The organism is Streptomyces sp. NPDC046915, from assembly GCF_040644935.1.
Lineage (GTDB): Bacteria > Actinomycetota > Actinomycetes > Streptomycetales > Streptomycetaceae > Streptomyces.
Window position 1 is genome coordinate 56013 of the sequence record NZ_JBEYXB010000021.1, and the last position, 17321, is coordinate 73333.

13 protein-coding genes, 1 tRNA gene and 1 pseudogene are annotated in these 17321 nt (G+C 70.7%); 5 read left to right on the forward strand and 10 right to left on the reverse strand.

Annotated features, from left to right (window positions below; genetic code table 11):
- Window positions 1–15: 15 nt before the first annotated feature.
- The 5 genes and pseudogenes from ABZ915_RS38610 to ABZ915_RS38630 form a co-directional block, all read right to left on the reverse strand.
- Window positions 16–612 (reverse strand): 50S ribosomal protein L25/general stress protein Ctc, encoded by a 597-nt coding sequence (locus ABZ915_RS38610; protein ID WP_361813191.1) that lies wholly within the window; start codon window positions 610–612, stop codon window positions 16–18.
- Between the two features lie 243 nt (window positions 613–855).
- Window positions 856–1836 (reverse strand): ribose-phosphate diphosphokinase, encoded by a 981-nt coding sequence (locus ABZ915_RS38615; RefSeq protein ID WP_361813193.1) that lies wholly within the window; start codon window positions 1834–1836, stop codon window positions 856–858.
- Between the two features lie 88 nt (window positions 1837–1924).
- Complete coding sequence (gene glmU, locus ABZ915_RS38620) at window positions 1925–3373, reverse strand: bifunctional UDP-N-acetylglucosamine diphosphorylase/glucosamine-1-phosphate N-acetyltransferase GlmU (protein ID WP_361813195.1); 1449 nt, start codon at window positions 3371–3373, stop codon at window positions 1925–1927.
- A 113-nt stretch (window positions 3374–3486) separates the two neighbouring features.
- Window positions 3487–3557 (reverse strand) — tRNA-Gln (locus tag ABZ915_RS38625).
- A 50-nt stretch (window positions 3558–3607) separates the two neighbouring features.
- Window positions 3608–4441, reverse strand: a pseudogene (locus ABZ915_RS38630) (hypothetical protein); the annotation flags it as partial.
- Between the two features lie 166 nt (window positions 4442–4607).
- On the opposite strand from ABZ915_RS38630, the gene ABZ915_RS38635 reads away from it, so the two are divergent.
- Window positions 4608–5909 (forward strand): histidine kinase, encoded by a 1302-nt coding sequence (locus ABZ915_RS38635; RefSeq protein WP_361813197.1) that lies wholly within the window; start codon window positions 4608–4610, stop codon window positions 5907–5909.
- A gap of 18 nt (window positions 5910–5927) precedes the next feature.
- Here ABZ915_RS38635 and ABZ915_RS38640 read toward each other — a convergent pair whose 3' ends face one another.
- Window positions 5928–6419 carry an SUKH-3 domain-containing protein gene (locus tag ABZ915_RS38640; protein WP_361813199.1) on the reverse strand — a complete coding sequence of 164 codons (492 nt, stop codon included), beginning with the start codon at window positions 6417–6419 and terminating at the stop codon, window positions 5928–5930.
- Between the two features lie 47 nt (window positions 6420–6466).
- Complete coding sequence (locus ABZ915_RS38645; RefSeq protein WP_361813201.1) at window positions 6467–6982, reverse strand: YwqJ-related putative deaminase; 516 nt, start codon at window positions 6980–6982, stop codon at window positions 6467–6469.
- 236 nt (window positions 6983–7218) lie between these two features.
- On the opposite strand from ABZ915_RS38645, the gene ABZ915_RS38650 reads away from it, so the two are divergent.
- Together ABZ915_RS38650 and ABZ915_RS38655 are read left to right on the forward strand one after the other, a co-directional pair.
- The gene (locus ABZ915_RS38650) at window positions 7219–8208 is read left to right on the forward strand and encodes an SMI1/KNR4 family protein (RefSeq protein ID WP_361813203.1); all 990 of its coding nucleotides are present in this window, start codon (window positions 7219–7221) and stop codon (window positions 8206–8208) included.
- A gap of 9 nt (window positions 8209–8217) precedes the next feature.
- Window positions 8218–10917 carry an SUKH-4 family immunity protein gene (locus ABZ915_RS38655; protein WP_361813205.1) on the forward strand — a complete coding sequence of 900 codons (2700 nt, stop codon included), beginning with the start codon at window positions 8218–8220 and terminating at the stop codon, window positions 10915–10917.
- 57 nt (window positions 10918–10974) lie between these two features.
- On the opposite strand, the gene ABZ915_RS38660 is transcribed toward ABZ915_RS38655, so the two are convergent.
- Window positions 10975–12198, reverse strand: coding sequence for an RNA-guided endonuclease TnpB family protein (locus ABZ915_RS38660; protein WP_361813207.1), 1224 nt, complete (start codon window positions 12196–12198; stop codon window positions 10975–10977).
- Window positions 12199–12553: 355 nt separating this feature from the next.
- Between ABZ915_RS38660 and ABZ915_RS38665 the strand changes: the two genes are divergently transcribed.
- Window positions 12554–13438 (forward strand): cellulose-binding protein, encoded by an 885-nt coding sequence (locus ABZ915_RS38665; RefSeq protein ID WP_361813209.1) that lies wholly within the window; start codon window positions 12554–12556, stop codon window positions 13436–13438.
- 320 nt (window positions 13439–13758) lie between these two features.
- Here ABZ915_RS38665 and ABZ915_RS38670 read toward each other — a convergent pair whose 3' ends face one another.
- Both ABZ915_RS38670 and ABZ915_RS38675 read right to left on the reverse strand, forming a co-directional pair.
- Window positions 13759–15363, reverse strand: coding sequence for a cation acetate symporter (locus tag ABZ915_RS38670; protein ID WP_361813211.1), 1605 nt, complete (start codon window positions 15361–15363; stop codon window positions 13759–13761).
- Complete coding sequence (locus ABZ915_RS38675) at window positions 15360–15806, reverse strand: DUF485 domain-containing protein (protein WP_361813213.1); 447 nt, start codon at window positions 15804–15806, stop codon at window positions 15360–15362. The genes ABZ915_RS38670 and ABZ915_RS38675 overlap by 4 nt, the downstream gene beginning before the upstream one ends.
- A gap of 315 nt (window positions 15807–16121) precedes the next feature.
- Between ABZ915_RS38675 and ABZ915_RS38680 the strand changes: the two genes are divergently transcribed.
- The gene (locus ABZ915_RS38680) at window positions 16122–17309 is read left to right on the forward strand and encodes an alpha/beta hydrolase (RefSeq protein ID WP_361813215.1); all 1188 of its coding nucleotides are present in this window, start codon (window positions 16122–16124) and stop codon (window positions 17307–17309) included.
- Window positions 17310–17321 lie beyond the last annotated feature (12 nt).

Below are 17321 nucleotides of genomic sequence, written 5' to 3' on the forward strand. Positions count from 1 at the left end.
GATGAGAAGCGAGGATCAGGCCTCGGCGACCTCTTCGCCCTCGGTCTCCTCGCCCTCCGGGGCCTCCTCGACCTGCGCGGCCAGGACCTGGAGGACGACGGCGTCCTCGTCGACGGCCAGGGTCACGCCGTTCGGCAGCGTGATGTCCTTGGCGTGGATCGAGGCACCGGCCTCCAGACCCTCCACCGACACGGTGACCGACTCGGGGATGTGCGTGGCCTCGGCCTCGACCGGCAGCGCGTTCAGCACGTGCTCGAGCAGGTTGCCACCCGGGGCAAGCTCGCCCTCGGCGTGCACGGGGATCTCGACCGTGACCTTCTCGCCACGCTTGACCAGCAGCAGGTCCACGTGCTCCAGGAAGCCCTTGATCGGGTCACGCTGCACGGACTTCGGGATCGCCAGCTCGTTGGTCTTGCCGTCGATGTCCAGGGAGATCAGGACGTTCGGCGTACGCAGCGCCAGCAGCAGCTCGTGGCCCGGAAGGGTCAGGTGCAGCGGGTCCGAACCGTGGCCGTACAGCACACCGGGAACCTTGCTGTCACGGCGGATACGACGGGCGGCACCCTTGCCGAACTCGCTACGGGTCTCGGCGGCGATCTTCACCTCGGACATGTTCACTCCTCGTAGAACATCAGGAAACGATGTGGGGTCCCCCCGCTCGAGCGGAGTCGAGAGTGGGGGAGGTTACCCGGCCACGAACGGCCTGCTACGAAGAGCGCGTCGATTACGGACCGCCGTACAGCCCCGAAAACGGGGTACGGCCTCCCTCGCCGAGCAACTGAAGCAGTCTACTCGGAGAGGGAGGCCGGACCAAAAGGATCTTCAACTAGCCCGCGTGAGAGCTGTGCAGAAACCTCACTGCTCGTCGAAGAGGCTCGTCACCGAACCGTCCTCGAACACCTCACGCACCGCACTCGCGATCGTCGGAGCGATCGACAACACCGTGATCTTGTCCAGCTCCCGGTTCAGCTCACCCGGCGTCGGCAGCGTGTTCGTGAACACGAACTCACTCACCCGCGAGTTCTTCAGCCGATCCGCCGCCGGCCCCGACAGCACGCCATGCGTCGCCGTCACGATCACATCCTCCGCACCGTGCGCGAACAGCGCGTCGGCGGCAGCACAGATGGTCCCACCCGTGTCGATCATGTCATCGACGAGGACACACACACGCCCCTTGACCTCACCCACGACCTCGTGGACGGTCACCTGGTTCGCCACGTCCTTGTCACGCCGCTTGTGCACGATGGCGAGCGGCGCACCGAGCCGGTCGCACCAGCGGTCCGCCACCCGCACCCGACCCGCGTCCGGCGACACCACGGTCAGCTTGTCCCGCTCCACCTTCCGGCCCACGTAGTCCGCCAGCAGCGGAAGCGCGAACAGGTGATCCACCGGCCCGTCGAAGAAGCCCTGGATCTGATCCGTGTGCAGATCCACCGTCAGGATGCGGTCCGCACCCGCCGTCTTCATCAGGTCCGCGATCAGACGCGCCGAGATCGGTTCACGACCACGGTGCTTCTTGTCCTGCCGCGCGTAACCGTAGAACGGCACGATGACGGTGATGGAACGGGCCGACGCACGCTTCAACGCGTCGATCATGATCAACTGCTCCATGATCCACTTGTTGATCGGAGCCGTGTGGCTCTGAATCAGGAAACAGTCCGCACCACGCGCCGACTCCTGATAACGCACATAGATCTCGCCATTCGCGAAGTCGAAGGCCTTCGTCGGGACGACCCCGACACCCAGCTGGTGGGCGACCTCCTCGGCAAGCTCGGGGTGGGCGCGGCCGGAGAAGAACATCAACTTCTTCTCGCCGGTCGTCTTGATCCCGGTCACAGCACTGTCTCCTCAGAGGTCTCTCAGCAGGTGGGGTGCAGGATGTGCACTTATCACGGTACGCCGTGTTTGACGCACCCGTTTCCGGTCAGCCCTCGCGCGACCCCTGCCCAGAAGCCGCCTCGGCCGCCTTCGCCGCCGCACTCCCCGGACGTTTGCGAGCCACCCAACCCTCGATATTCCGCTGCTGACCACGGGCCACGGCCAGCGAACCCGGCGGCACATCCTTCGTGATCACGGACCCCGCGGCGGTGTACGCGCCGTCCCCGACCGTGACAGGCGCCACAAACATGTTGTCCGAACCGGTACGGCAGTGCGAACCGATCGTGGAGTGATGCTTCTCCTGGCCGTCATAGTTCACGAACACACTGGCCGCACCGATGTTCGTGTGGTCACCGATCGTCGCGTCACCCACGTACGACAGGTGCGGGACCTTGGTCCCCTCCCCGATCGAGGCGTTCTTCGTCTCGACGTAGGTGCCGATCTTGCCCTTGACGCCCAGCCGCGTCCCCGGACGCAGATAGGCGTACGGCCCCACACTCGCCTGCGCCCCGACACGAGCCCCGTCGGACACCGTGTTGTCCACCCGGGCCCCCGCACCCACATGCGTGTCCTTCAGCCGGCTGTTGGGACCGACCTCCGCACCCTCGGAGAGGTGAGTGGAACCATGCAGCTGCGTGCCGGGGTGAACGACGGAGTCCTGCTCGAAGGTGACGGTGACGTCCACCCACGTCGTCGCCGGGTCGATCACGGTCACACCGGCGAGCATCGCCCGCTCCAGCAACCGGTCGTTGAGGATCCGACGCGCCTCCGAGAGCTGCACGCGGTTGTTGATCCCGGCGATCTCACGGTGATCACCCGCCACGGAAGCCCCGACCCGGTGACCGGCCTCACGCAGGATCCCGAGGACGTCGGTCAGGTACTCCTCGTGCTGGCTGTTGTTCGTCCGCACCTTCTTCAGCGCGTCGGCGAGCAGCTGCCCGTCGAAGGCGAAGACCCCGGAGTTGATCTCCCGGATCTCCCGCTGGGCGTTGCTGGCGTCCTTGTGCTCGACGATCGCGGTGACCGCACCGGTGGCATCGTCACGAACGATGCGGCCGTACCCGGTCGCGTCCGGAACCTCGGCCGTCAGCACGGTCACGGCGTTGCCGTCGGCGTGATGGGTCTCGGCGAGCCGCGCGAGGGTGTCACCGGTGAGCAGGGGAGTGTCACCGCAGACGACGACCACCGTCCCGTCCACACCGCTGCCGAGCTCCTCCAGGCCCATCCGCACGGCGTGCCCGGTCCCCTTCTGCTGCTCCTGCACCGCCGTGCGCGCGTTCGGGTCGACCTCGCCCAGGTGGGCGGTGACCTGCTCGCGGGCGTGGCCGACCACGACGACCAGGTTCTCGGGGTTCAACTCACGGGCGGCGGCCAGCACATGGCCCACCAGGGAACGGCCGCAGATCTCGTGCAGGACCTTTGGTGTGGCCGACTTCATACGGGTGCCCTCACCCGCTGCGAGAACGACGACGGCTGCCGGGCGAATGACGCTCACGGGGTTGCCCTTCGGCTTTGGACGGGTGGGGACATCCGCAGGATACCGGGGCGTTTCTTGGGGGACATGGGAGCGGGCCCTGACAGTGCTGTCAGGGCCCGCTACTTGTCATGCTCCCGGAGAAGGAATCGAACCCTCATTCAACGGACCAAAACCGTTTGTCCTACCTTTAGACGATCCGGGATGGTTTGCGTGCCATGTCCGATTTCGTTGATCGGTCTCGCGCACGGACAACACTATGCCGTACCAAGAGCCCTCGATGCGACGGTACAAGTCGGCACCCTTCAGGACTTTGACCACCAGGCAGCCCCGATAAGCGTCGCCGACGTTCTTTCGGACTGTCTTGGGGTTGTGCTTTTTGAGGGTGGTCTTGTTGAACGAAGCCCGGTCGGCGCCGATGAGGTCCGCCCAGTACCTTTCTGCGCCCGCAACGTCTGCCGTCTCGTGGATCATTACGCTGAACCTGAGGCGTTCCTGTTCGGCGCCGAGGAGCTCGAGCCATGCCAGGAAGACGTAGATCATGTCCGGGTCGCTGTTGATGAAGGCGACGGTCTCGCGGCGGGCGTAGGGCTTGTCCTTGCCGCCCTCCGCCCAGTACAGCCCGACGCCGAGCAGGAACAGTTCGCGGTCGGAGAGTTTGCCCACCGCGGCGGCTGCGGCCGCCTTGGTCTTTTGGCGCTCCTCGTCCCGTACTGCCAACTCGTGCTCCCAGCGTTTCCGGGCCGCGAGTTTGGCTTGCTCCGTAGGGTCGCGTCGTTCGGGCTTCGGCAGATCCCGCACCCATAGCGAAACCGAACCCCGTGAACACCCCAGCTCCGCCTCGATCTGGTCGTACGTCCACCCCTGAAGCCGCAACTCCCGTGCCTTCGCCCGCAGGTCGTCCTTCGCGTTCGGCCGCTTCGTCCACTCCGGTGGTGGTTCCCCCTTCACCAACTGGTTGAGGATGTCGTTGTTGAAGATCTTCAGCTCGTCCCGGATCTGCCGAAGACTGAGCCCCGCCCGCCGCAAGGCGACCGCCCGCTCCCGCAGCGCCTCGAAGTCCGCGTACTTGCCTGCTGAATGTGCCATAGGCATACCGTCCGGGCGGAATGCTCGCTTCCGGGGTCGAACGGGTGTGGTTCAGCAGTTCGAGGGATACCGGCCGGTTTCGCTGTTATTCGATTACGGAGTGTGGTGTAGGCCAGTCCGCGAAACTCACCGGAAAAGCGGCACTCGCCGAACGTAGGCTGGACGCATGACCACGACGGGGGAAGAGCACGCCACGGGCCCGACCGGCCCGTGGTGGTGGGCGAGGTGGCGCAGTGCGGTGCTCGACGGGAGTCTCGCGCTGGTGTCGGCTCTGGAGTGCGGCGCGGAGGGGATCCCGTTCGCGCGTGATGCCGGGATTCCGGTGGCCGTCGGCATTGTGTTCGGGTTGCTCGCCGGGTCGGTGCTGCTGATTCGCCGCCGGTGGCCGATCGCCGTCGTGCTGGTGGCGATCGCGATCACTCCGGCCCAGATGGGTTTCCTGATGGGGATCGTGGGCCTGTACACGCTGGCCGCGTGTGAGCTGCCGCGTCGGATCATCGTGGCGCTGGCGGGGATGTCCCTGGTGGGGACGATGATCGTGACGTTCGTGCGGGTGCGGCAGGACATGGCGCGGGGGGATCTGACGCTGGGGGACTGGTTCGTCCCCTTCGCCTCCATCACGACGTCCCTCGGGCTGACCGCGCCCCCGCTGCTGCTGGGGCTGTACGTGGGTGCCCGGCGCCGGCTCATGGAGAGTCTGCGGGAGCGGGCGGACAGTCTGGAGCGGGAGCTTCAGTTGCTGGCCGAGCGGGCGGAGGAGCGGGCCGAGTGGGCGCGCGGCGAGGAGCGGACGCGGATCGCGCGGGAGATGCACGACGTGGTCGCGCACCGGGTGAGCCTGATGGTGGTGCACGCGGCGGCGTTGCAGGCGGTGGCGCGGAAGGATCCCGAGAAGGCGGCGCGGAACGCGGCGCTGGTGGGGGACATGGGGCGTCAGGCCTTGACCGAGCTGCGGGAGATGCTGGGGGTGCTGCGGTCGGGGGACGGTGTGGAGCGGCGGGCCGCGCAGGCGCAGTTGGCGGCTGTGGATGTGGTGGCCGCGAAGGTGGCTTCCCGGGCCGCGGACGAGGACGGGCCGTGTCTGTCGGAGCTGGACGAGCTGGTGGGGCAGTCGGCCGCCGCGGGGATGGTGGTGGATCTCTCGGTGGAGGGGGACGCGCGGTCGTATGCGCGGGAGATCGAGCAGACGGCGTACCGCGTGGTGCAGGAGGCGTTGACGAACGTCCACAAGCATGCGGCGGGTGCGAAGACGTATGTGCGGCTCGCGCATCGGGTGTCGGAGATCGCGATGCAGGTGGAGAACGAGCCGCCGCCGGAGGTGGGGTCGGCGTCGGCGGTGGGGTTGCCGTCGGGTGGTAACGGCCTGGTGGGGATGCGGGAGCGGGTCGCGGCGCTGGGTGGGGTGTTCGTGTCGGGGCCGACGGATGCGGGGGGTTTCCGGGTGTCGGCGGTGATTCCGGCGGCGTGAGCCGCGGGGGCGGCGGGGTCAGCCGGCGGTGAGGCGTACCGGTGCTATGCCGGAGATGAGCGCTGTGAGGGCGTGGTCGATGTCGGGGCCGAGGTACCAGTCGCCGGTGTGGTCGAGGGCGTAGACGCGGCCCGCTGCGTCGATGGCGAGGAGGGAGTGGGTGTCGGTCTCCTCGCCGAGGGGGCAGACGTCGGTGTCGAGGGCGCGGCCGAGGTCGCCGAGGGTGCGGGCGTGGTGGACGCCGTGCAGCGGGTCGAGGTGGAGGGTCGCGGGGGCGATCTGGCGGCCGGGGCCGGTGGGGGTGATGTGGAGGCCGCCGAATTCGGCCCAGGCTTCGACGGCCGCGGGGAAGACGGTGTGGCGGTGGCCGGCGGGTGAGGTGTGGTCGCGGAGGGTGTCGGCCCAGTATTCGGCCTGCTTTATGTCCCAGCGTCCGGGTTGCCAGCCTGCGGTGCGCAGGGCGGCGTCGACGGGGACGGAGAAGCGTGTGGTGGTGCGGTCGGTGTGCATCTGCCCTTCGTTCGTCGTGCTGGTGCGGAGGTTCGCGGGTGGTGGGTTCAGTCGTCGGTGGTGGGGTCGACGATGCGGACGCCGAAGTGGGCGCTGAGGGCGGTGCAGGCGCGGCAGGGGGTGGCGAAGCTGCCGTGGAGGGGGTCGCCGTCCTCGCGTATACGGCGGGCGGTGAGTTTGGCCTGTTTGAGGGCTTTGCGCGCTTCGCTGTTGGTCATGGGTTTGCGGACGGCGCGTTTGCTGCGGGCGGTGTCGGCGGCGGTGATGTGGCGGGAGATGAGGATGGTTTCGGCGCAGCGGCCGGTGAAGCGGTCGCGCTGGCCGCTGGTGAGGGCGTCGAGGAAGTCCTGGACGAGGGGGTGGAGGGGTGGGGTGTGGTCGCTGCGGGCGGCGGTGCCGGTGAGGGTGGTGCCGCGGACGGAGAGGGCGGCGGCGACGGTGGGCAGGATGCCGTCGCGGCGGTGCAGGAGGGTGGGGGCGTGGGGCGTCTCGGTGTTGCTCCAGCCGATGCGGGGGTCGCCCGCGTGTACGTCTCCACCGCCTCCGGCCTGGATGGTGTTCATGGTCCTCTTTCCCTCCCGGGCGTCCCCCGAAGGACACAGATTGCCAAATCGCGTGGCGGGTGCGGAAGCTGGGGCGGTGCGACACGCCCTGGTCGGGTCAGGCTGTCACGGCGGGGTGACGGCTGGTCACGGAAGTGGAGGGCCGGTGACCGGGGTCGGCGTACCGCATAGGCTGTCGGCATCCGCGATCGAATCCGCCGTACAGGCCTGAGAGAACGCCGCAGGGGGCTACCGCCATGACGACAGGTCGGCTCGGGCAGCAAGCCGCGCCGCCGAACGCGGCCTATGCCGGGCAGGTCGTGCATTTCCCGGATCCGGTCCGGGCCGCACGTCACCCGAGAGGGGTACGTGTCGACGAGCGCGGGTACCCCGATTTCTCGCCGTACGCGCGTGCGGCGGCGGAGGTCGCCGAGCCGCCCGAGGGTTTCGGTGTCGATGAGTTGCGGCTGACGGATTACGTGTCGGCCAACGCGGCGTTGGCGGCGACGGGGCACGAGTTGTGGGACACGGTGCCGGATGTGGCGACGCCGCACGGCTGGACGTGGCATCACGTGGTGGGTTCGCGGCGGCTGGAGCTGGTTCCGGTCGAGGTGAAGGCGTTGCTGCGGCATCACGGTGGGGTGGCGACGTCTGGGGTGGACCATGGGAAGCGGGGGACGCGGCCGTTGCAGGAGACGCGTCCGGCGCATTTCGGTCTGCCGAAGTCGGGTGTGGCGGTGACGGAGTCGCAGGTGCAGGGGGTCGAGGAGGACCTGGGGTATCGGTTGCCGGGTGCTTATCGGTCGTTCTTGAAGGCGGCGGGTGGGTGTGCGCCGGTGGGGACGGCGTTGGTCGCCGAGCTGGGGTTGCTGGTGGATCAGCCGTTCTTCACGGTGCGGGACGAGGCCGCGGTCAATGACCTGGTGTATGTGAACAAGTGTTTGCGTGACCATCTGACGAAGGATTACCTGGGGGTGGCCTTCGTGCAGGGTGGTCTGCTGGCGGTGAAGGTGCGCGGCGAGCGGGCCGGTTCGGTGTGGTTCTGTGCGTACGACGACGCGCGGGACGTGGATCCGGCGTGGCCCCCGGCGGAGCGGGTGGAGCGGTTGCTGCTGTCGTGTGGTGACGACTTCGACGCCTTTCTGTCGCGGCTGGCGGGCAGTCCGCCGGAGTTGGAGACGGTGGCGAACCTGATGGTGGACGGCGGTTTCGCGCATGCCGTTCCGGTCTCTTCCGTGGGGGAGTGAGCTTCGGCGATGGTGACGTTCGCGCAGGCGCAGGAGCGCGCGGAAGAGTGGATCAACGGGGACGTGCCCGTGTACCAGCATCGTGAGGTGCGGGTACGGGAGTTCGAACTCGGCTTCGTGGTGTGGGGTGAGGACCGGGCGGAGGGCCCGCGGTCGGACGCGGGCGGGCAGCGGCTGGTCATCGCTCGGGACAGTGGTGAGGCGACCTTGTGGCCGGCGTTGCCGGTGGGTGAGGTGATCCGCCGGTACGAGGAGGAGTACGGCCGTGAGGCCGAGGTGGCGGACGCGGTGCCGGCGCCCGCGGCGCGGGTGGATCTGAATCAGACGTCGTTCTTGTTGAGTCCGCCGGAGTGGTTGCAGGAGGCGGCGGACAAGCTGGGGATTCCGGATCGTCGGTCGCAGGGTGGTGAGTTGCCCCGGACGCAGGCGGGCGTGCCGGTTCCGGGGCCTGCCGGCGCTTCGGGTGCCGAGCCGTCGGACGCCGCGCCGGCAGATGCCGTGCCCTCTGGCGTCGCGCCGTCGGACGCCGCGCCCGCGGATGGCGTGCCGGGCCGTGGTGCGCCGTGGCCGGCCGCCGGGGTGGATGAGCGGGGCGGTTCCGAGGGGCCGGCGCCCGCGGGGGCGACGCCTTGGGCGGGTACGGACACCAACGGGGATGCGGGTGAGGACCGGTCCGTGCCGTTGCCGGCGACGGTGTTCGCGCCGCCGCTGAGTGAGTCCGGCGGTGGTTCGCCGACTCCGCCGGATGCCAAGACGGCGTTGCTGTCGGGGGGCAGTCAGCTGCCGCCGACGGCTGTCGCGCCGGCGGTGGACGGTCCGGGGGCTCCGGCCGCCGTGCCGGTTCCGGGGCCCGCGCAGGGGAGCACGCCGCCGCCGGGTGCGCCGTCGTACGGCTATCCAGCGGCGCCGGGTGTGCCGCAGGCGAGTACGCCTCCGCCCCCGCCTCCGCCGGCTGCGGGTGTGCCGCCGCAGGGCAGTGCTCCGCCGCCTCCGCCGCCGGGCGGCCCGCAGGGTGCTCCCGGGTACGGCTATCCGCAGGCCCCGGGAGCACCGACGGGTGTTCCGGGCGCGCCTCAGCCTCCGGTCGGTCCGGGGGGCCAGGGCGGGCCCGGTGGTCCGGGTGCCCCGGCTGCTCCGGGGCGGCCGTTGGCGCCGAACGCCGGGGACATCGCGGACGCCGCGACGAGCAAGGCTGCGCCTCCGCCGCGCCGGGCGCGTGGTGGGGCGGGTGCGCCGCCTCCGCCGCCGGGTGCTCCGGGGGCGCCGGGTGCCGCGCCGCCGCCTCCGCCGGGTGCGCCCGGGACGCCGGGTGCTCCGGCGGGCGGGTATGTGCCGACGCAGTTCGTGTCGGCGCTCGGTCCGGAGGGGCCCGCGGGTCCGCAGCCGCCGGGTGCCCCGGCTGGTCCGGGTGTGCCCAACCCGCCCGCTCCGCAAGGGCCTTCCACGGGCGGTGGGCGTAATGCGGTGCATCACGCGGAGACCGTGCTGGCCGCGCCCCCGGTGTCCGGGCCCGGCGCACCTCCGCCGCCTCCCCCCGGTGTACCGGCTGCCCCGCAGCCGATGCCGCAGGGCGCGATGCCGCCGCCTGGTGCCATGCCGCCTCCCGGTGCCATGCCCCCGCCTGGTGCCATGCCGCCCCCCGGTGCCATGCCCCCGCCTGGTGCCATGCCCCCGCCCGGTGCCACGCCGCCGCCCGGGCAGCCTCCGGCGTACGGCTACCCGCAGCAGCAGGGGCAGCCGATGGTCGGCCCGGGGTATCAGGCCGTGCTGCGCTATCGCGCGCAGGATGGTTCCGAGCAGCAGCTGATCCGGCGTTCGGCGCCGGGTACGCCGCACCCGGAGTGGCAGATCTTCCATGAGCTGCGTGCGATGAACGTGCCGCCGAACCAGGTGCTGGAGCTGCACACGGAGCTGGAGTCGTGCGAGCTGCCGGGTGCGTACTGTGCCCGGATGATCCGGGAGCAGTGGCCGCAGGCGCGGATCGCGAGCATCGCGCCGTACGGGACCGATCACGCGAGCCGGCAGCAGGGCATGCAGCAGTTGCTGGCGCACCAGGGCGAGTTGCACCAGGTCGCGGACGGTCCCGCGCGGCCGGCGCCGGTGCGGGCCCCGATTCCGCCGGTGCAGCCCGCGCCGCCGATTCCGCCGGAGGCGATCGCGCAGGAGCTGGCGGCGGCGTTCGGGCCGGGGGTCTTCCGGTTCGACCAGGGGGCGGTGTCGCGGCAGGGCGTGCCGCCGATCGTGGCGCACACGCTGGTGGTGGCCGGGCTGCCGCTGGACCTGGGCCCGTTCTTCTGGGCGCAGGCGCAGCCGGGGCGTCCGGTGCCGACGCTGGCGGAGCTGGCGGCGGAGCGTGGGGTGCAGCCGGCGCCGGACGCGGGGTCGTACCTGGTCATGGGTACGGACTTCGGCAAGGCGATCTGTGTGCAGTACGGGACGGCGAACATCGTCGCCGTGCCGGTGGAGGCGGGGCCGGGCGGTGGGCCCGTACCGCCGCAGTTCGTGAACTCCGGGCTGCCGGAGTTCGCGCGTTGTCTGGCGCTGCTGGGCCGGATGTGGCGGCTGCGGTTCGGGCTGAATCCGGAGCAGGCGGGTCGCTGGACGGTCGATTTCCAGGCGCAGTTGGCCTCGCTGGACCCGGCGGCGCTGGGGTCGCCGGAGAGCTGGTGGTCGGTGCTGCTGGAGCAGATGTGGGACGGGCTGCTTTGACATGCTCCTCGCCCTGAAGGGCGAGGATTTTGGCCTTCCCGACCGACCCCCGTGCCGCTACGCGGCACGGGGGTCGGTCGGGAATCCGTGGCTTCCTGTTTCTTCGTGCCGTGCCGGGATTGCTCCTGGTCTTACCGGCGCTCCGCAGGCCGATACCGCCAGTCCGGCGGCCGTCTTCACGTTGATCGCGGCGTTGGTGTCCCGGTCGTGGACGGTGCCGCAGGCGGTGCAGGTCCATTCCCGGACGCTGAGGGGTTTGGGCCCGTCCTTGACGCCGCAGGTGGAGCAGATCTGGGAGGTCGGCTCGAAGCGGCCGGCCTTCACCAGGGTCCGGCCGTATCGATGTGCCTTGTATTCCAGCATGCTGGTGAACGATGCCCAACCGGCGTCGTGCACGGACTTGGCCAGCTTTGTGCGGGCCAGTGCCGCCACCGACAGGTCCTCCACGGCGATCCCTTGGTTTTCGGAGATCAGTTTCGTGGAGAGCTGGTGATGGAACTCGCGGCGTGCGTCGGCGACTTTGGCGTGGGCGCGGGCGACCTTGAGTCGGGCCTTGGCGCGGTTCTTTGATCCCTTCTGCTTGCGGGACAGCTCCTGCTGGGCCTTCCTCAATTTCTTCTCCGCGCGTCGCAGGAAGCGCGGGGAGTCGATCTTCGTGCCGTCGGAGAGGACGGCGAAGTGCTTGAGGCCGAGATCGATGCCGATGGTGCGGTCGGTTTCGGGCATCCGTGCGGTGTCGGCGGTGGGATCGGTGTCGATGACGAAGGAGGCGAAGTACCGCCCGGCCGCGTCCTTGATGACGGTGACGGAGGTGGGGGTGGTGGGCAGCGTGCGGGACCACTTCACCTTCACCGCGCCGATCTTCGGCAGGTTCAGACGGCCGCTGTCGGAGACGTTCCAGCGGGCGTTGGCCGTGAACCGGATCGACTGCCGCGCGTCCTTGCGGGACTTGAAACGGGGCGGCCCGGTCCTGGGGACCTTGCGGGTGTCCTTGAGGGAGGCGAAGAAGTTACGGTATGCGGTCTCGGCATCCCGCAGGGACTGCTGGAGGACGACGGCGGAGACCTCACCCAGCCAGCAGCGTGCCGCCGTCTGCTTCGCTTCGGTGATCAGCTTTCGGGACAGCTGACCGGCCGTCGGGAACGACTGCCGGGCTCGGCGAGCTTCCTCACGGGCACGGACCGCGTCGTTGAACACCGCCCGGGCACACCCGAACGCCCTGGCCAGTGCGGCGCGCTGACTGGCATCCGGGTAGAGCCTGAACGCGTACCGGAGCTGCATGACGATCACTGTAGAAAGCTCGAACACCCACCGTCACCGGGAACATGTGCGCGAGATGTCACCGGTGCCGTGCACTGCCCGGCTCCGCCGGAACAACACCGTGACGCCCCCCGTCACCACCGCGGCGTTCGCTTCGCCCCCGGCCTGAAAGGCCGGAGTGCGGTGAATCAGGTAGCGCGGCTGGTGGAGTCGGTGGGGCCGGACCCGGGTGACCGGGGTCGGCCCCTTCGCGTGCTGCCAGAACCTTGCCGTGTTGTGTCTGCGGAGTGTCGCGTTATGAACACTTGCGTCCGATACATCAAGATATGCGCGAAATCATCATTTCGTGTGTGTCTGGCGGAGAGGGGTTCACAGAATGGGCAGTGCACCGGTGTCGTCGCACGGCTTCGTCTCCGTCCGGGGGCGCGGCTACCGGCCCGACCGGGTCGACGCGTGCGTCGAGGCGCTCTCCCGGGAGCGGGACGCCGCCTGGGAGCGGGCCGCCCGGCTCACCGTGCTCGCCAAGGACATGGCGGCGGAGGTGGCCCGGTTGCGCGAGGCGGTGGCGCAGCTCGCGCCGCCGACGTACGAGTCGCTCGGCGAGAGTGCGCGGCGTCTCTTCCAGCTCGGGGTGGAAGAGGCGCACGCCGTACGGGAGTCCGCGCGGGACGCCGCGCGGACCGAGCTCGCTCAGGCGCAGGCGTACGCCGAGGGCGTGGGCGGGGCGGCCCAGGAGTACGCGGACGCGCTCGTCGGGGATGCCGAGGAATGGGCCCGTCAGCGGCTGCTCGCGGCGCAGGCCGAGGCCGACGCCCTCCGGGTCGGTACGCGGCGGGTGGTGAAGGAGAGCCGCAGCGAGGCGCTCGCGGCGCTGCGGGAGGTACGGCAGCGGACCTCGGGGATGCTGACCGAGCAGGCCCGGGAGCACGCCGAGCGGTGGGCGGCGGTGGAGCGGGAGGAGGTCGAGCGGTCGGCCGCGCTCGACGCGCTGCACGTCGAGCAGGTGGCCCGGGCGGAGGCCGCGGTCTTGGACGCGGAGCGGGAACTCGTGGCGGCGAGGGAGGGGGAGGCGCCCGGTCAGGAGGAGGCACGCGCGCGTGCCGCGGAGATCCTTGCCGAGGCCCGGGTGCGCGAGGACCTGATCGCCCGGGAGACGGAGCGGGTGCTGCGCGAGCACGGGGAGACGTGGGACCTCATGCAGGCACAGATGGACTCCGTGCGCAGCAGCCTCACGACCTGGAAGGGCCGAGGGGCCGAGTAGCCGAACCGGATGCCCACCGTGCGGCGGCCCTGGCTCCGGCTGGCACTGGACCGTGGGCCTTCCTCCGGCTGGTGCTGGGCGTCGTGTCTTGCTCCGGCCGGCGTGGGCCTTGTGCGTCCTGCCTTCGCCTGGCGTCGGGCTGCGGGTGTCGTCCTGGCCGGTGCCGGGCCGGGTGCCTCGCTCCGGCTGGTGCTGGGCTGTGCGCCTTGTCTCTCGCGGCTCGGGCTGTGTGTCGTGCCGTGCCGCGCGCGTTCCGTCCCTCCGGGCGCGGGCCGCGCGCGGCGCCCGGTCCCGTCCGGGCCCTTCCTCCGGCGGTGCGTCTACCGTCGTACCACCCCCGCCAGGATCCAGCCCTCCACCGCCTCGTACTGCCGTCGTTGCTCCTCGGCCTTGCGCCGGCCGCAGGCCACCGTGCCCAGCCAGCCGAAGGCGAAGCCGGCGGGGATGGAGGCCAGGCCCGTGGTGGTGAACGGGAACCAGTTGAAGTCGGCGTCGGGGAAGGCGGCGACGGGGGAGCCGGAGACCAGGTTGGTGCCCGGCATGAGCAGCAGGACGGCGAGGGAGCCGCCGATCAGGGTGCACAGCAGGCCCGTTCGGGTGTAGCGGCGCCAGAAGAGGCTGTACACCAGGGCGGGGGCGATGGCGGAGGCGCCCAGGCAGAAGGAGAGGGTCACCAGGGGCTGAAGGCTGTGGTGCTGGACCAGGGTGGCCAGGAGGATCGCGGGGATGCCGATCGCCAGGGCCGAGAGCCGGGCCAGGGTCATCTCGCGGGTCGCGGACATCTCCTGCACGCGGGTGGCGAAGACGTCGTGGGCCAGGGAGTTGGCGCAGGCGAGGATCATTCCGGCGACGGAGGCCAGGAGGGTCAGGAAGATCGCGGACGTGACCGTGGTGAACAGCAGCGTCTCCGCGGTGGAGATGTCGGAGCCGAACGCGGCCCGCGCGCCCAGCAGGTAGGCGGTGTTGCCGTGCGGGTCGGCCCCCGCGATGGCCCTGCTGCCGACCAGGGCCGTCGCGCCGACCGCCACGACCGTGATGACCAGCACGAACAGGGCCACGCAGGACACCGCCCAGGACATCGAGCGGCGCACCTGGCGGGCGCTGGAGGCGGTGTACATGCGCATGGTGATGTGCGGCAGGCAGGCGCCGCCGAGCACGATCGTCAGCTCGGACGTGATCATGTCCAGGCGGGGTGCGGCGCCGCCCGCGAACTGGAGACCGGAGTGGAGGAAGGCCGGTCCGGCGCCGCTCTGCCGCGCGGCCTGGTCGAACAGGGCGCCGGGGTCCCAGTCGAAGCGGTGCAGGACGAGTACGGCGATGACGGCGCCGGAGCCGAGCAGCATCACGATCTTCAGGATCTGGATGAGGGCGGTGCCCTTCATGCCGCCGATCGCCGCGTAGCTGATCATCAGGGCGCCGATGCCGACCACGCATCCGGTCTTCACCGACTCGTTGGAGAAGCCGAGCAGGAACGCCATCAGCTGTCCCGCGCCCGCCAGTTGCACCAGCATCAGCGGCAGCAGCGCGGCGATGGTGACCGCGCAGGCCGCGATCCGCGCACCGCGTCCGGGCGTGCGGCGGGCCAGCGCGTCGCCCATGGTGAAGCGGCCGGCGTTGCGCAGGGGTTCGGCCAGCAGGAACATCAGCAGCATCAGCGACAGGGTCGTGCTCAGGGCCAGCACGATGCCGTCGTAGCCGCACAGGGCGATCACGCCGCCGGTGCCGAGCACGGTCGCCGCCGAGATGTAGTCGCCGGCGATGGCGAGGCCGTTGCGCAGCGGGGAGAGGGAGCCGTAGCCGGTGTAGAACTCGTCGAGGTCGTCGCGGTCCGGGCCGGTCATCACGCACAGCAGCAGGGTGATGGTGGCGACGGTGCAGAAGGCGACCAGGGACATCGCCTGCGCCGAGTCGCTGAAGCCGGTCATCGTGCGGCCCCCCGCTTGGCGTCGAGTGCGGCCTGTTTGCGGATGCGGTCGGCGAGCGGGTCGACGCGGCGGCGTGCGGTGTGTTCGTAGAGGGCGATCGCCAGCCAGGTGACGGGCAGTTGGGCCAGGGCGAGCAGCAGGCCGGTGGGGATGCCGTCGGCGGCGGGGGTCGTCATGAGGTCCGGTGCGAACGCCGACAGCAGCAGGAACAGGGTGAAGTAGCCGAGCGCGGTGAGGGTGGCGGTGCGGCGCTGCCAGCGGTAGGCGCTGCGCAGGATCCGCAGATCGCTGTGGTGGCCGAGCGGTTCGCGCCGGGGCGCGGACCGGGGGTGGTGGGGTTCGGGGGGTGGTGGCTGCCAGGGGTAGGTGAGGTGGGGTGGGTGATGCGGTGGGTGCTGTGTGGGGTGCTGCGGAGGGTGGTGCGAGAACGGGTCGTAGGACATCCCGTGCTCCTTGCGTGGCTCGGGTCCGTGGCGGCGGACCGCAGGGAGGTGGGGGGGAGCGAGTGGGCACGCTACTCGCAGGCTTCCGGGGCGCGTGGGGTTTTCACCAAACTGGACGGTCGGTATGCGCTTACTATGCGCAAACGTGTCTGACCTCGGGTGTTACCGGCGTTAACCCGCGGGTGTGCGACCGGAGTCGGACCACCGGCCCCGGATGTACGCCCGCAGGCGGGCCCCCTGTGCCCCTGCGGGACGAGGGGTACGTACCTCCCCGAGGCGATGCCGGGGACGGTGCCGCCTCCTAGCGTCTCCGCCATGAACAGACCCCATGGACGCCGTCGCTCAGCCGCCGTCACGGCCACCGCGCTCGCCCTGTCGCTGCCGATCCTCGGTGCCGGCCCCGCGTCCGCCGCACCGGCGCCGGCCGCCGTCTCGTCCGCCCGTTCCGGCTCGGCCACCCACGCCGCCTCGGCCGCGCTGCCCCGCCCGACCGGCCCGCACGCCGTCGGCCGCAGCATGCTGCACCTCGTCGACACCCACCGTCCGGACCCCTGGGTGCCGTCCGCGGGCCCCCGGCAGCTGATGGTGTCGGTGTACTACCCGGCCCGGACCGGGACCCGCGGCCCGACCGCCCCGTACATGACCACCGAGGAGGCACGTCTCCTGCTGGCCATGAAGGTCCCGGACTCCACCGTCCCGCCCGAGACGATCAGCGGCATACGGACCTGGGCGCACCCCGGCGCGCACCCGGCGCACGGCAGGTTCCCGCTGGTGGTGCTCTCACCCGGCTTCACCCTGCCGCGTGCCACGCTCACCGGTCTCGCCGAGGACCTCGCCGGCCGCGGGTACGTCGTCGCGCTCGTCGACCACCTGTACGAGACCGCCGGTACGACCCTGCCCGACGGCCGGACGCTGCCCTGCGCCATCTGCGACGCGCCCCCGGCGGGCGGCCCCGCGGCCATCGCCGAGAGCCGGGCCAAGGACGTCTCCTTCGTACTGGACCGGCTCACCGGCCGGCATCCCGCATGGCGGTACGCCCGCATGATCGACCCGAAGCGGATCGGCATGGCCGGGCACTCCATCGGCGGTGACGCCGCCGCCGCGACCATGGCCGCCGACGACCGGGTGCGGGCCGGGGTGAACATGGACGGCACCTTCTTCGCGCCGGTCCCCGAGGCCGGTCTGGACGGCCGCCCCTTCCTGCTCTTCAGCGAGGCCACCGGGGTCGACGACAAGACCTGGAACCAGGCCTGGGACCGCCTGGACGGCTGGAAACGCTGGCTGACGGTCGCCGGGTCCGACCACGGCACCTTCACCGACGCGCCCCTGCTCGCGGAACTGCTCGGCGTCGCCGACCCGAACGTGCTCTCCTCGGGGCGCTCGGAAGCGATCACGCGCGCGTACGTGGCCGCCTTCTTCGACCTGCACCTGAAGGGCATCGCACAGCCGCTGCTCGACGGGCCGTCACCGCGGAACCCCGAGGTCTCCGTCCGGCTGCCCTGACCGGCCCGGAAG

What these genes read in the sequence shown, in the direction of transcription:
- ABZ915_RS38645 (WP_361813201.1), bottom strand. Translation starts at nt 6,982, where the DNA reads ATGAACACCATCCAGGCCGGAGGCGGTGGAGACGTACACGCGGGCGAC.
- ABZ915_RS38670 (WP_361813211.1), bottom strand. Translation starts at nt 15,363, where the DNA reads ATGACCGGCTTCAGCGACTCGGCGCAGGCGATGTCCCTGGTCGCCTTC.
- ABZ915_RS38640 (WP_361813199.1), bottom strand. Translation starts at nt 6,419, where the DNA reads ATGCACACCGACCGCACCACCACACGCTTCTCCGTCCCCGTCGACGCC.
- ABZ915_RS38610 (WP_361813191.1), bottom strand. Translation starts at nt 612, where the DNA reads ATGTCCGAGGTGAAGATCGCCGCCGAGACCCGTAGCGAGTTCGGCAAG.
- ABZ915_RS38675 (WP_361813213.1), bottom strand. Translation starts at nt 15,806, where the DNA reads ATGTCCTACGACCCGTTCTCGCACCACCCTCCGCAGCACCCCACACAG.
- ABZ915_RS38665 (WP_361813209.1), top strand. Translation starts at nt 12,554, where the DNA reads ATGGGCAGTGCACCGGTGTCGTCGCACGGCTTCGTCTCCGTCCGGGGG.
- ABZ915_RS38650 (WP_361813203.1), top strand. Translation starts at nt 7,219, where the DNA reads ATGACGACAGGTCGGCTCGGGCAGCAAGCCGCGCCGCCGAACGCGGCC.
- ABZ915_RS38660 (WP_361813207.1), bottom strand. Translation starts at nt 12,198, where the DNA reads ATGCAGCTCCGGTACGCGTTCAGGCTCTACCCGGATGCCAGTCAGCGC.
- ABZ915_RS38635 (WP_361813197.1), top strand. Translation starts at nt 4,608, where the DNA reads ATGACCACGACGGGGGAAGAGCACGCCACGGGCCCGACCGGCCCGTGG.
- ABZ915_RS38680 (WP_361813215.1), top strand. Translation starts at nt 16,122, where the DNA reads ATGAACAGACCCCATGGACGCCGTCGCTCAGCCGCCGTCACGGCCACC.
- ABZ915_RS38655 (WP_361813205.1), top strand. Translation starts at nt 8,218, where the DNA reads ATGGTGACGTTCGCGCAGGCGCAGGAGCGCGCGGAAGAGTGGATCAAC.